The following is a 15,204-nucleotide window of genomic DNA, read 5'->3' as shown; positions in this document are numbered from 1 at the left end:
TCGGTGAGGTCGACGTCGGTGAAGGCAATGGTGCCGGTGTCGGTGAGGTTGCCGAGCGGGGTGACCTGCTCGGTGACCGCGCCGGTGACGTCCGTCGCCGCCACGACCGGTGCATCGTTGGTGCCGGTGATGGTCACCGAAACCGTGCGATCCACGGTGCCGCCGTTGCCATCGTCGAGGGTGATGGTGAAGGTCTCGACCTTGGTCTGGTCCTTGGCGAGGTACTCCACGTCGCTATCGGCGACGCTGTAGTTCCAGGTGATCACGCCACCCAGGCCGGAGCCGGTGGTGTCGGAGGTGACGCTGGCGGTGAGGGCGCCGAGCGCGCCGGCCGAGGCCGTGATCGTTGGGCTGATGGTGTGGGCGTCGGTGAGGTCGACGTCGGTGAAGGCAATGGTGCCGGTGTCGGTGAGGTTGCCCGAGCGGGGTGACCTGCTCGGTGACCGCGCCGGTGACGTCCGTCGCCGCCACGACCGGTGCATCGTTGGTGCCGGTGATGGTCACCGAAACCGTGCGATCCACGGTGCCGCCGTTGCCATCGTCGAGGGTGATGGTGAAGGTCTCGACCTTGGTCTGGTCCTTGGCGAGGTACTCCACGTCGCTATCGGCGACGCTGTAGTTCCAGGTGATCACGCCACCCAGGCCGGAGCCGGTGGTGTCGGAGGTGACGCTGGCGGTGAGGGCGCCGAGCGCGCCGGCCGAGGCCGTGATCGTTGGGCTGATGGTGTGGGCGTCGGTGAGGTCGACGTCGGTGAAGGCAATGGTGCCGGTGTCGGTGAGGTTGCCGAGCGGGGTGACCTGCTCGGTGACCGCGCCGGTGACGTCCGTCGCCGCCACGACCGGTGCATCGTTGGTGCCGGTGATGGTCACCGAAACCGTGCGATCCACGGTGCCGCCGTTGCCATCGTCGAGGGTGATGGTGAAGGTCTCGACCTTGGTCTGGTCCTTGGCGAGGTACTCCACGTCGCTATCGGCGACGCTGTAGTTCCAGGTGATCACGCCACCCAGGCCGGAGCCGGTGGTGTCGGAGGTGACGCTGGCGGTGAGGGCGCCGAGCGCGCCGGCCGAGGCCGTGATCGTTGGGCTGATGGTGTGGGCGTCGGTGAGGTCGACGTCGGTGAAGGCAATGGTGCCGGTGTCGGTGAGGTTGCCGAGCGGGGTGACCTGCTCGGTGACCGCGCCGGTGACGTCCGTCGCCGCCACGACCGGTGCATCGTTGGTGCCGGTGATGGTCACCGAAACCGTGCGATCCACGGTGCCGCCGTTGCCATCGTCGAGGGTGATGGTGAAGGTCTCGACCTTGGTCTGGTCCTTGGCGAGGTACTCCACGTCGCTATCGGCGACGCTGTAGTTCCAGGTGATCACGCCACCCAGGCCGGAGCCGGTGGTGTCGGAGGTGACGCTGGCGGTGAGGGCGCCGAGCGCGCCGGCCGAGGCCGTGATCGTTGGGCTGATGGTGTGGGCGTCGGTGAGGTCGACGTCGGTGAAGGCAATGGTGCCGGTGTCGGTGAGGTTGCCGAGCGGGGTGACCTGCTCGGTGACCGCGCCGGTGACGTCCGTCGCCGCCACGACCGGTGCATCGTTGGTGCCGGTGATGGTCACCGAAACCGTGCGATCCACGGTGCCGCCGTTGCCATCGTCGAGGGTGATGGTGAAGGTCTCGACCTTGGTCTGGTCCTTGGCGAGGTACTCCACGTCGCTATCGGCGACGCTGTAGTTCCAGGTGATCACGCCACCCAGGCCGGAGCCGGTGGTGTCGGAGGTGACGCTGGCGGTGAGGGCGCCGAGCGCGCCGGCCGAGGCCGTGATCGTTGGGCTGATGGTGTGGGCGTCGGTGAGGTCGACGTCGGTGAAGGCAATGGTGCCGGTGTCGGTGAGGTTGCCGAGCGGGGTGACCTGCTCGGTGACCGCGCCGGTGACGTCCGTCGCCGCCACGACCGGTGCATCGTTGGTGCCGGTGATGGTCACCGAAACCGTGCGATCCACGGTGCCGCCGTTGCCATCGTCGAGGGTGATGGTGAAGGTCTCGACCTTGGTCTGGTCCTTGGCGAGGTACTCCACGTCGCTATCGGCGACGCTGTAGTTCCAGGTGATCACGCCACCCAGGCCGGAGCCGGTGGTGTCGGAGGTGACGCTGGCGGTGAGGGCGCCGAGCGCGCCGGCCGAGGCCGTGATCGTTGGGCTGATGGTGTGGGCGTCGGTGAGGTCGACGTCGGTGAAGGCAATGGTGCCGGTGTCGGTGAGGTTGCCGAGCGGGGTGACCTGCTCGGTGACCGCGCCGGTGACGTCCGTCGCCGCCACGACCGGTGCATCGTTGGTGCCGGTGATGGTCACCGAAACCGTGCGATCCACGGTGCCGCCGTTGCCATCGTCGAGGGTGATGGTGAAGGTCTCGACCTTGGTCTGGTCCTTGGCGAGGTACTCCACGTCGCTATCGGCGACGCTGTAGTTCCAGGTGATCACGCCACCCAGGCCGGAGCCGGTGGTGTCGGAGGTGACGCTGGCGGTGAGGGCGCCGAGCGCGCCGGCCGAGGCCGTGATCGTTGGGCTGATGGTGTGGGCGTCGGTGAGGTCGACGTCGGTGAAGGCAATGGTGCCGGTGTCGGTGAGGTTGCCGAGCGGGGTGACCTGCTCGGTGACCGCGCCGGTGACGTCCGTCGCCGCCACGACCGGTGCATCGTTGGTGCCGGTGATGGTCACCGAAACCGTGCGATCCACGGTGCCGCCGTTGCCATCGTCGAGGGTGATGGTGAAGGTCTCGACCTTGGTCTGGTCCTTGGCGAGGTACTCCACGTCGCTATCGGCGACGCTGTAGTTCCAGGTGATCACGCCACCCAGGCCGGAGCCGGTGGTGTCGGAGGTGACGCTGGCGGTGAGGGCGCCGAGCGCGCCGGCCGAGGCCGTGATCGTTGGGCTGATGGTGTGGGCGTCGGTGAGGTCGACGTCGGTGAAGGCAATGGTGCCGGTGTCGGTGAGGTTGCCGAGCGGGGTGACCTGCTCGGTGACCGCGCCGGTGACGTCCGTCGCCGCCACGACCGGTGCATCGTTGGTGCCGGTGATGGTCACCGAAACCGTGCGATCCACGGTGCCGCCGTTGCCATCGTCGAGGGTGATGGTGAAGGTCTCGACCTTGGTCTGGTCCTTGGCGAGGTACTCCACGTCGCTATCGGCGACGCTGTAGTTCCAGGTGATCACGCCACCCAGGCCGGAGCCGGTGGTGTCGGAGGTGACGCTGGCGGTGAGGGCGCCGAGCGCGCCGGCCGAGGCCGTGATCGTTGGGCTGATGGTGTGGGCGTCGGTGAGGTCGACGTCGGTGAAGGCAATGGTGCCGGTGTCGGTGAGGTTGCCGAGCGGGGTGACCTGCTCGGTGACCGCGCCGGTGACGTCCGTCGCCGCCACGACCGGTGCATCGTTGGTGCCGGTGATGGTCACCGAAACCGTGCGATCCACGGTGCCGCCGTTGCCATCGTCGAGGGTGATGGTGAAGGTCTCGACCTTGGTCTGGTCCTTGGCGAGGTACTCCACGTCGCTATCGGCGACGCTGTAGTTCCAGGTGATCACGCCACCCAGGCCGGAGCCGGTGGTGTCGGAGGTGACGCTGGCGGTGAGGGCGCCGAGCGCGCCGGCCGAGGCCGTGATCGTTGGGCTGATGGTGTGGGCGTCGGTGAGGTCGACGTCGGTGAAGGCAATGGTGCCGGTGTCGGTGAGGTTGCCGAGCGGGGTGACCTGCTCGGTGACCGCGCCGGTGACGTCCGTCGCCGCCACGACCGGTGCATCGTTGGTGCCGGTGATGGTCACCGAAACCGTGCGATCCACGGTGCCGCCGTTGCCATCGTCGAGGGTGATGGTGAAGGTCTCGACCTTGGTCTGGTCCTTGGCGAGGTACTCCACGTCGCTATCGGCGACGCTGTAGTTCCAGGTGATCACGCCACCCAGGCCGGAGCCGGTGGTGTCGGAGGTGACGCTGGCGGTGAGGGCGCCGAGCGCGCCGGCCGAGGCCGTGATCGTTGGGCTGATGGTGTGGGCGTCGGTGAGGTCGACGTCGGTGAAGGCAATGGTGCCGGTGTCGGTGAGGTTGCCGAGCGGGGTGACCTGCTCGGTGACCGCGCCGGTGACGTCCGTCGCCGCCACGACCGGTGCATCGTTGGTGCCGGTGATGGTCACCGAAACCGTGCGATCCACGGTGCCGCCGTTGCCATCGTCGAGGGTGATGGTGAAGGTCTCGACCTTGGTCTGGTCCTTGGCGAGGTACTCCACGTCGCTATCGGCGACGCTGTAGTTCCAGGTGATCACGCCACCCAGGCCGGAGCCGGTGGTGTCGGAGGTGACGCTGGCGGTGAGGGCGCCGAGCGCGCCGGCCGAGGCCGTGATCGTTGGGCTGATGGTGTGGGCGTCGGTGAGGTCGACGTCGGTGAAGGCAATGGTGCCGGTGTCGGTGAGGTTGCCGAGCGGGGTGACCTGCTCGGTGACCGCGCCGGTGACGTCCGTCGCCGCCACGACCGGTGCATCGTTGGTGCCGGTGATGGTCACCGAAACCGTGCGATCCACGGTGCCGCCGTTGCCATCGTCGAGGGTGATGGTGAAGGTCTCGACCTTGGTCTGGTCCTTGGCGAGGTACTCCACGTCGCTATCGGCGACGCTGTAGTTCCAGGTGATCACGCCACCCAGGCCGGAGCCGGTGGTGTCGGAGGTGACGCTGGCGGTGAGGGCGCCGAGCGCGCCGGCCGAGGCCGTGATCGTTGGGCTGATGGTGTGGGCGTCGGTGAGGTCGACGTCGGTGAAGGCAATGGTGCCGGTGTCGGTGAGGTTGCCGAGCGGGGTGACCTGCTCGGTGACCGCGCCGGTGACGTCCGTCGCCGCCACGACCGGTGCATCGTTGGTGCCGGTGATGGTCACCGAAACCGTGCGATCCACGGTGCCGCCGTTGCCATCGTCGAGGGTGATGGTGAAGGTCTCGACCTTGGTCTGGTCCTTGGCGAGGTACTCCACGTCGCTATCGGCGACGCTGTAGTTCCAGGTGATCACGCCACCCAGGCCGGAGCCGGTGGTGTCGGAGGTGACGCTGGCGGTGAGGGCGCCGAGCGCGCCGGCCGAGGCCGTGATCGTTGGGCTGATGGTGTGGGCGTCGGTGAGGTCGACGTCGGTGAAGGCAATGGTGCCGGTGTCGGTGAGGTTGCCGAGCGGGGTGACCTGCTCGGTGACCGCGCCGGTGACGTCCGTCGCCGCCACGACCGGTGCATCGTTGGTGCCGGTGATGGTCACCGAAACCGTGCGATCCACGGTGCCGCCGTTGCCATCGTCGAGGGTGATGGTGAAGGTCTCGACCTTGGTCTGGTCCTTGGCGAGGTACTCCACGTCGCTATCGGCGACGCTGTAGTTCCAGGTGATCACGCCACCCAGGCCGGAGCCGGTGGTGTCGGAGGTGACGCTGGCGGTGAGGGCGCCGAGCGCGCCGGCCGAGGCCGTGATCGTTGGGCTGATGGTGTGGGCGTCGGTGAGGTCGACGTCGGTGAAGGCAATGGTGCCGGTGTCGGTGAGGTTGCCGAGCGGGGTGACCTGCTCGGTGACCGCGCCGGTGACGTCCGTCGCCGCCACGACCGGTGCATCGTTGGTGCCGGTGATGGTCACCGAAACCGTGCGATCCACGGTGCCGCCGTTGCCATCGTCGAGGGTGATGGTGAAGGTCTCGACCTTGGTCTGGTCCTTGGCGAGGTACTCCACGTCGCTATCGGCGACGCTGTAGTTCCAGGTGATCACGCCACCCAGGCCGGAGCCGGTGGTGTCGGAGGTGACGCTGGCGGTGAGGGCGCCGAGCGCGCCGGCCGAGGCCGTGATCGTTGGGCTGATGGTGTGGGCGTCGGTGAGGTCGACGTCGGTGAAGGCAATGGTGCCGGTGTCGGTGAGGTTGCCGAGCGGGGTGACCTGCTCGGTGACCGCGCCGGTGACGTCCGTCGCCGCCACGACCGGTGCATCGTTGGTGCCGGTGATGGTCACCGAAACCGTGCGATCCACGGTGCCGCCGTTGCCATCGTCGAGGGTGATGGTGAAGGTCTCGACCTTGGTCTGGTCCTTGGCGAGGTACTCCACGTCGCTATCGGCGACGCTGTAGTTCCAGGTGATCACGCCACCCAGGCCGGAGCCGGTGGTGTCGGAGGTGACGCTGGCGGTGAGGGCGCCGAGCGCGCCGGCCGAGGCCGTGATCGTTGGGCTGATGGTGTGGGCGTCGGTGAGGTCGACGTCGGTGAAGGCAATGGTGCCGGTGTCGGTGAGGTTGCCGAGCGGGGTGACCTGCTCGGTGACCGCGCCGGTGACGTCCGTCGCCGCCACGACCGGTGCATCGTTGGTGCCGGTGATGGTCACCGAAACCGTGCGATCCACGGTGCCGCCGTTGCCATCGTCGAGGGTGATGGTGAAGGTCTCGACCTTGGTCTGGTCCTTGGCGAGGTACTCCACGTCGCTATCGGCGACGCTGTAGTTCCAGGTGATCACGCCACCCAGGCCGGAGCCGGTGGTGTCGGAGGTGACGCTGGCGGTGAGGGCGCCGAGCGCGCCGGCCGAGGCCGTGATCGTTGGGCTGATGGTGTGGGCGTCGGTGAGGTCGACGTCGGTGAAGGCAATGGTGCCGGTGTCGGTGAGGTTGCCGAGCGGGGTGACCTGCTCGGTGACCGCGCCGGTGACGTCCGTCGCCGCCACGACCGGTGCATCGTTGGTGCCGGTGATGGTCACCGAAACCGTGCGATCCACGGTGCCGCCGTTGCCATCGTCGAGGGTGATGGTGAAGGTCTCGACCTTGGTCTGGTCCTTGGCGAGGTACTCCACGTCGCTATCGGCGACGCTGTAGTTCCAGGTGATCACGCCACCCAGGCCGGAGCCGGTGGTGTCGGAGGTGACGCTGGCGGTGAGGGCGCCGAGCGCGCCGGCCGAGGCCGTGATCGTTGGGCTGATGGTGTGGGCGTCGGTGAGGTCGACGTCGGTGAAGGCAATGGTGCCGGTGTCGGTGAGGTTGCCGAGCGGGGTGACCTGCTCGGTGACCGCGCCGGTGACGTCCGTCGCCGCCACGACCGGTGCATCGTTGGTGCCGGTGATGGTCACCGAAACCGTGCGATCCACGGTGCCGCCGTTGCCATCGTCGAGGGTGATGGTGAAGGTCTCGACCTTGGTCTGGTCCTTGGCGAGGTACTCCACGTCGCTATCGGCGACGCTGTAGTTCCAGGTGATCACGCCACCCAGGCCGGAGCCGGTGGTGTCGGAGGTGACGCTGGCGGTGAGGGCGCCGAGCGCGCCGGCCGAGGCCGTGATCGTTGGGCTGATGGTGTGGGCGTCGGTGAGGTCGACGTCGGTGAAGGCAATGGTGCCGGTGTCGGTGAGGTTGCCGAGCGGGGTGACCTGCTCGGTGACCGCGCCGGTGACGTCCGTCGCCGCCACGACCGGTGCATCGTTGGTGCCGGTGATGGTCACCGAAACCGTGCGATCCACGGTGCCGCCGTTGCCATCGTCGAGGGTGATGGTGAAGGTCTCGACCTTGGTCTGGTCCTTGGCGAGGTACTCCACGTCGCTATCGGCGACGCTGTAGTTCCAGGTGATCACGCCACCCAGGCCGGAGCCGGTGGTGTCGGAGGTGACGCTGGCGGTGAGGGCGCCGAGCGCGCCGGCCGAGGCCGTGATCGTTGGGCTGATGGTGTGGGCGTCGGTGAGGTCGACGTCGGTGAAGGCAATGGTGCCGGTGTCGGTGAGGTTGCCGAGCGGGGTGACCTGCTCGGTGACCGCGCCGGTGACGTCCGTCGCCGCCACGACCGGTGCATCGTTGGTGCCGGTGATGGTCACCGAAACCGTGCGATCCACGGTGCCGCCGTTGCCATCGTCGAGGGTGATGGTGAAGGTCTCGACCTTGGTCTGGTCCTTGGCGAGGTACTCCACGTCGCTATCGGCGACGCTGTAGTTCCAGGTGATCACGCCACCCAGGCCGGAGCCGGTGGTGTCGGAGGTGACGCTGGCGGTGAGGGCGCCGAGCGCGCCGGCCGAGGCCGTGATCGTTGGGCTGATGGTGTGGGCGTCGGTGAGGTCGACGTCGGTGAAGGCAATGGTGCCGGTGTCGGTGAGGTTGCCGAGCGGGGTGACCTGCTCGGTGACCGCGCCGGTGACGTCCGTCGCCGCCACGACCGGTGCATCGTTGGTGCCGGTGATGGTCACCGAAACCGTGCGATCCACGGTGCCGCCGTTGCCATCGTCGAGGGTGATGGTGAAGGTCTCGACCTTGGTCTGGTCCTTGGCGAGGTACTCCACGTCGCTATCGGCGACGCTGTAGTTCCAGGTGATCACGCCACCCAGGCCGGAGCCGGTGGTGTCGGAGGTGACGCTGGCGGTGAGGGCGCCGAGCGCGCCGGCCGAGGCCGTGATCGTTGGGCTGATGGTGTGGGCGTCGGTGAGGTCGACGTCGGTGAAGGCAATGGTGCCGGTGTCGGTGAGGTTGCCGAGCGGGGTGACCTGCTCGGTGACCGCGCCGGTGACGTCCGTCGCCGCCACGACCGGTGCATCGTTGGTGCCGGTGATGGTCACCGAAACCGTGCGATCCACGGTGCCGCCGTTGCCATCGTCGAGGGTGATGGTGAAGGTCTCGACCTTGGTCTGGTCCTTGGCGAGGTACTCCACGTCGCTATCGGCGACGCTGTAGTTCCAGGTGATCACGCCACCCAGGCCGGAGCCGGTGGTGTCGGAGGTGACGCTGGCGGTGAGGGCGCCGAGCGCGCCGGCCGAGGCCGTGATCGTTGGGCTGATGGTGTGGGCGTCGGTGAGGTCGACGTCGGTGAAGGCAATGGTGCCGGTGTCGGTGAGGTTGCCGAGCGGGGTGACCTGCTCGGTGACCGCGCCGGTGACGTCCGTCGCCGCCACGACCGGTGCATCGTTGGTGCCGGTGATGGTCACCGAAACCGTGCGATCCACGGTGCCGCCGTTGCCATCGTCGAGGGTGATGGTGAAGGTCTCGACCTTGGTCTGGTCCTTGGCGAGGTACTCCACGTCGCTATCGGCGACGCTGTAGTTCCAGGTGATCACGCCACCCAGGCCGGAGCCGGTGGTGTCGGAGGTGACGCTGGCGGTGAGGGCGCCGAGCGCGCCGGCCGAGGCCGTGATCGTTGGGCTGATGGTGTGGGCGTCGGTGAGGTCGACGTCGGTGAAGGCAATGGTGCCGGTGTCGGTGAGGTTGCCGAGCGGGGTGACCTGCTCGGTGACCGCGCCGGTGACGTCCGTCGCCGCCACGACCGGTGCATCGTTGGTGCCGGTGATGGTCACCGAAACCGTGCGATCCACGGTGCCGCCGTTGCCATCGTCGAGGGTGATGGTGAAGGTCTCGACCTTGGTCTGGTCCTTGGCGAGGTACTCCACGTCGCTATCGGCGACGCTGTAGTTCCAGGTGATCACGCCACCCAGGCCGGAGCCGGTGGTGTCGGAGGTGACGCTGGCGGTGAGGGCGCCGAGCGCGCCGGCCGAGGCCGTGATCGTTGGGCTGATGGTGTGGGCGTCGGTGAGGTCGACGTCGGTGAAGGCAATGGTGCCGGTGTCGGTGAGGTTGCCGAGCGGGGTGACCTGCTCGGTGACCGCGCCGGTGACGTCCGTCGCCGCCACGACCGGTGCATCGTTGGTGCCGGTGATGGTCACCGAAACCGTGCGATCCACGGTGCCGCCGTTGCCATCGTCGAGGGTGATGGTGAAGGTCTCGACCTTGGTCTGGTCCTTGGCGAGGTACTCCACGTCGCTATCGGCGACGCTGTAGTTCCAGGTGATCACGCCACCCAGGCCGGAGCCGGTGGTGTCGGAGGTGACGCTGGCGGTGAGGGCGCCGAGCGCGCCGGCCGAGGCCGTGATCGTTGGGCTGATGGTGTGGGCGTCGGTGAGGTCGACGTCGGTGAAGGCAATGGTGCCGGTGTCGGTGAGGTTGCCGAGCGGGGTGACCTGCTCGGTGACCGCGCCGGTGACGTCCGTCGCCGCCACGACCGGTGCATCGTTGGTGCCGGTGATGGTCACCGAAACCGTGCGATCCACGGTGCCGCCGTTGCCATCGTCGAGGGTGATGGTGAAGGTCTCGACCTTGGTCTGGTCCTTGGCGAGGTACTCCACGTCGCTATCGGCGACGCTGTAGTTCCAGGTGATCACGCCACCCAGGCCGGAGCCGGTGGTGTCGGAGGTGACGCTGGCGGTGAGGGCGCCGAGCGCGCCGGCCGAGGCCGTGATCGTTGGGCTGATGGTGTGGGCGTCGGTGAGGTCGACGTCGGTGAAGGCAATGGTGCCGGTGTCGGTGAGGTTGCCGAGCGGGGTGACCTGCTCGGTGACCGCGCCGGTGACGTCCGTCGCCGCCACGACCGGTGCATCGTTGGTGCCGGTGATGGTCACCGAAACCGTGCGATCCACGGTGCCGCCGTTGCCATCGTCGAGGGTGATGGTGAAGGTCTCGACCTTGGTCTGGTCCTTGGCGAGGTACTCCACGTCGCTATCGGCGACGCTGTAGTTCCAGGTGATCACGCCACCCAGGCCGGAGCCGGTGGTGTCGGAGGTGACGCTGGCGGTGAGGGCGCCGAGCGCGCCGGCCGAGGCCGTGATCGTTGGGCTGATGGTGTGGGCGTCGGTGAGGTCGACGTCGGTGAAGGCAATGGTGCCGGTGTCGGTGAGGTTGCCGAGCGGGGTGACCTGCTCGGTGACCGCGCCGGTGACGTCCGTCGCCGCCACGACCGGTGCATCGTTGGTGCCGGTGATGGTCACCGAAACCGTGCGATCCACGGTGCCGCCGTTGCCATCGTCGAGGGTGATGGTGAAGGTCTCGACCTTGGTCTGGTCCTTGGCGAGGTACTCCACGTCGCTATCGGCGACGCTGTAGTTCCAGGTGATCACGCCACCCAGGCCGGAGCCGGTGGTGTCGGAGGTGACGCTGGCGGTGAGGGCGCCGAGCGCGCCGGCCGAGGCCGTGATCGTTGGGCTGATGGTGTGGGCGTCGGTGAGGTCGACGTCGGTGAAGGCAATGGTGCCGGTGTCGGTGAGGTTGCCGAGCGGGGTGACCTGCTCGGTGACCGCGCCGGTGACGTCCGTCGCCGCCACGACCGGTGCATCGTTGGTGCCGGTGATGGTCACCGAAACCGTGCGATCCACGGTGCCGCCGTTGCCATCGTCGAGGGTGATGGTGAAGGTCTCGACCTTGGTCTGGTCCTTGGCGAGGTACTCCACGTCGCTATCGGCGACGCTGTAGTTCCAGGTGATCACGCCACCCAGGCCGGAGCCGGTGGTGTCGGTGTCGAGGTGACGCTGGCGGTGAGGGCGCCGAGCGCGCCGGCCGAGGCCGTGATCGTTGGGCTGATGGTGTGGGCGTCGGTGAGGTCGACGTCGGTGAAGGCAATGGTGCCGGTGTCGGTGAGGTTGCCGAGCGGGGTGACCTGCTCGGTGACCGCGCCGGTGACGTCCGTCGCCGCCACGACCGGTGCATCGTTGGTGCCGGTGATGGTCACCGAAACCGTGCGATCCACGGTGCCGCCGTTGCCATCGTCGAGGGTGATGGTGAAGGTCTCGACCTTGGTCTGGTCCTTGGCGAGGTACTCCACGTCGCTATCGGCGACGCTGTAGTTCCAGGTGATCACGCCACCCAGGCCGGAGCCGGTGGTGTCGGAGGTGACGCTGGCGGTGAGGGCGCCGAGCGCGCCGGCCGAGGCCGTGATCGTTGGGCTGATGGTGTGGGCGTCGGTGAGGTCGACGTCGGTGAAGGCAATGGTGCCGGTGTCGGTGAGGTTGCCGAGCGGGGTGACCTGCTCGGTGACCGCGCCGGTGACGTCCGTCGCCGCCACGACCGGTGCATCGTTGGTGCCGGTGATGGTGATGGAAACGACCTGCGTTGCCGTCGAGCCGTGGCCGTCGTTGACCGTTACGGTATAATGCTCGACCACGCTCTGGCCGGCAGCAAGGTACTGTGAAGCCCCGTTGTTGAGGGCGTAGTGCCACTGGACCGAACCGCTGGCGGCGTTTGCGGCTTCACTGACAGCGTCGAGCGAGAAGGTGCCGAGCGCAGTTTCGCCGGCGGTCGAAACAAACGAAGCGGTATGGCCGTCACTGAGATCGACGTCGTTGAACGCAATCGTGCCGGCGGCGTTGAGCGAGTCGGTCGGCGAAGGCGTCGTGTCGGCATCTTCGACGACCGCGCCAACCTGTGCGCCGCTGGTGATCGAGACGATGTCGTTGGTGCCGGTGATGGTGATGGAAACGACCTGCGTTGCCGTCGAGCCGTGGCCGTCGTTGACCGTAACGGTATAATGCTCGACCACGCTCTGGCCGGCAGCAAGGTACTGTGAAGCCCCGTTGTTGAGGGCGTAGTGCCACTGGACCGAACCGCTGGCGGCGTTTGCGGCTTCACTGACAGCGTCGAGCGAGAAGGTGCCGAGCGCAGTTTCGCCGGCGGTCGAAACAAACGAAGCGGTATGGCCGTCACTGAGATCGACGTCGTTGAACGCAATCGTGCCGGCGGCGTTGAGCGAGTCGGTCGGCGAAGGCGTCGTGTCGGCATCTTCGACGACCGCGCCAACCTGTGCGCCGCTGGTGATCGAGACGATGTCGTTGGTCCCGGTGATGGTGACGGTCAACTGCGCGGTATCCGTGAGCCCGTGAGGGTCACGGACGGTGTATGTAAACACCTCAGTGACTGTCACCCCGTCCGCGAGCGAGTTGGTGTCCACATCGCTGTTGTTGAGCGTGTAGGTATAGGTTCCGTTCGCATTCAAGGTCAGTGAGCCATAAGTGCCCACTAATGCAGATCCGACCGTGCCGGCACTTCCAGATCCGGATTCAGTACCTGTCCGGAACGCCGACACGACCAGCGATGCCTGACCGTCGTCGGAATCCGTGTCGTTAGCCAGCACATTACCTGACGCCATGGGATCGCCGGGAAACGGTGTATTCCCCGGGCCAACGCCAGCCTCTCGCACGAGATCAGCTCCATTGGTATCGTTGACGCCGACGGGAGAGGTTGGGTCCGCTCCGTAGCGCACCTGCTCAATCGCGGAGACCTTGAGGTTGATCGTAGTGAATGTGAATTCTGCTTGACCTGCCTGGCCAGTATTGGCGTTCGAATTTGCTGCGATGAAGGTGCGAAACTTGGCAATTTCAGCGTCAAACGCCGTCATAAATAACGAGTCGGCCAGTTGAGCATTGCTCAGGTAGATAACGAGCGTATCAATCTCGGCGGTGCCTTTCGCAGCATTGCCGTTACCGCCGTCGTAGATCCGTCGTAACCGGAAAAGGCTGTTTGTCCGGCGATTGTACCTGTGCCGTAAATCTGGGTTCCAATCTTGTACTGGTTTTCCCAAGCTCGATAGATAAGCGTGTCCGCTCCCGATCCGCCCAGAACCGTATCGAATCCGCTGCCGCCATCGAGCGTATCGGCGCCTGAACCGCCGTTCAGGCGATCGTCTCCCGCCCCTCCTGACAGCACGTCGTCGCCGCTGCCGCCGACCAGATTGTCGTTGCTGCTTGTGCCAATGGTAGTTGCCATGCCCCGCCCCTATCGCCCTTGTTGTTGTTGTTGTCACTCATGGGAATTGCCGGCGCCGTCGCGCCGCTTACCAGATTGTCGCTCAAAAATTGCAAACCTATTCGGGCAAGTTCGCCTTCGCCCACAAACGGCTTGATCCTGGGCTGAGCACCAGGACCAGATGAGTTCGCATTCGGACCAATGACATTCGTACAGACGCCAAGCGCCAACGATCGCGAGTCCGCCGGATACCGGATGTCGGATGGATCTTGGCAATCGGCAGACGCGGAGTTCATATCGGTTGAGGGGGAAAACTCATTGTCGATGGAGCAAAGTGCGATTCCGGCTAAATCGTTGCTCAACACATCGAGAGCAATAACGGTCAGTGGTGTAGAAATGAGGATGGTCGCATTTTCGGCAAAACTACATACATCGCCTCCGGTCGGCGTTGTATTTGGAAATGATGTTTTGGCTCCGTTGGCATCCGTGCTTTGACAAGAAGCCATTTAACCCCACCCCTTTTACTCGTACACGAGACAGATGCCCTCCACATCTGTTCACTGCCGCATTGACAGATTAGTCTTTCTCCACCTGAACAGTACGATCGACATGCGAATTTTGGCGTCCAGTCGCAGCAAGGCCACAGTGCCGCGATCAGCCAGACATCAACATGTCGTCCGAGTGTAAGGCTTGACCACAACATGTAGCCGGCGACGAATCTGGCAGCCGCGCTGCGTTTCCTTTAGTCTCCATGACGCCCTTTCCCGGCCTGCCGGTCAGGACCATTTTTTAGAAGGCGCTTATATTAACATATTCTTAACGCCAATGAAGAGTAAGCGTCAACATCCAAATGGATGAACAGTTAACGCTGTCGATGTAATTAGCGTTGCGGGCTGCGGACCTGGGGCATGCGGCTGGCGACTAAACGAGGTCACAAGCACGCCGTCGTCGCCTTGGCGCGCAAGTTGGCGCCGATCATGCACCGCATCTATGGACCGGCTCCGCTGTGCAAGGGAATTCGAGACGAGGTGGCCTATTTCGAACGAAGTATGCTCCAGCCGTGGCAGTGGCAGGCGCGTGTCGAACCAGCGGCCGATACCGGTCTGGGGCTTGTAGGTGGAATGTCCCTCGCTCATTGAACTGTCCCTTCTCTCAGTCGATACGAATCTTGGTATCGGAAATGAAATGGAACACCGGGATCGCCATGTTCTCCGGCGCCTTCAATTTCCTGCCTGGTGCGGTGGCGCACGACGGCCGGCTTGCCGCGCCATTGCAAGACCATCGATGTTCCTGGTATCAGCGAAGAGACGGCGACCTCGACCGAAGCAAATGCCTCCGCAGGCGACGCTAGTTCGGCGATCTTTCGTGTTTGCAAGGATTGGTCATGATGACGGTCCCGTTGGTGATCAATATTTGACAGACCCGGCTGACGGGGTAGGCACTCCTGACCTGAAACTAGTTGGCAGGCCCGCATTTGGAGACGGATGAGTTGGGGTGCGGCCCACCTATTCATCGTTCTTTGTTTGTATTAAGTCGTCGCACTGCTATTTTAAGTGGGATTATAATGGAGGAGGGGATAAACGTGCATATAATCAAATATGTCTTATGCGCGCTCGTTATCGGTCTCTCTTTGGTCGGATGCGCTTGCAAGAAAAGCCTACCGCAATCCGGAGACAACATGTCGAAAGCCACCAAATCAGAACTTT

At 65.6% G+C, this 15,204-nt stretch carries 4 protein-coding genes; all 4 read right to left on the bottom strand.

Features of this window, described 5'->3' with window-relative positions; translation table 11 throughout:
* On the bottom strand, positions 1–344 hold a 344-nt coding region (locus tag RPF88_RS33265; RefSeq protein WP_337124099.1), incomplete at its 3' end, for a VCBS domain-containing protein.
* Positions 235–11,247 (bottom strand): VCBS domain-containing protein, encoded by an 11,013-nt coding sequence (locus RPF88_RS33260; RefSeq protein WP_337124098.1) that lies wholly within the window; start codon positions 11,245–11,247, stop codon positions 235–237. The genes RPF88_RS33265 and RPF88_RS33260, both read right to left, overlap by 110 nt.
* Complete coding sequence (locus RPF88_RS33255; RefSeq protein WP_337124097.1) at positions 11,244–13,151, bottom strand: VCBS domain-containing protein; 1,908 nt, start codon at positions 13,149–13,151, stop codon at positions 11,244–11,246. Before RPF88_RS33255 ends, RPF88_RS33260 begins: the two co-directional genes overlap by 4 nt.
* Before the next feature lie 29 nt (positions 13,152–13,180).
* Positions 13,181–13,519, bottom strand: a complete 339-nt coding sequence (locus RPF88_RS33250) for a hypothetical protein (protein ID WP_337124096.1) — start codon at positions 13,517–13,519, stop codon at positions 13,181–13,183.
* Positions 13,520–15,204: the final 1,685 nt, after the last annotated feature.

It is taken from the genome of Mesorhizobium sp. ISC11, from assembly GCF_037162595.1.
In the GTDB taxonomy this organism is placed as follows: Bacteria; Pseudomonadota; Alphaproteobacteria; order Rhizobiales; family Rhizobiaceae; genus Mesorhizobium; species Mesorhizobium ciceri.
This window is presented reverse-complemented; position numbering and strand designations above follow the sequence as displayed.

Bases quoted from the DNA above. Each gene is read 5' to 3' on its own strand.
- RPF88_RS33250 (WP_337124096.1), bottom strand. From the start codon at position 13,519: ATGGCAACTACCATTGGCACAAGCAGCAACGACAATCTGGTCGGCGGC.
- RPF88_RS33255 (WP_337124097.1), bottom strand. From the start codon at position 13,151: ATGACGGCGTTTGACGCTGAAATTGCCAAGTTTCGCACCTTCATCGCA.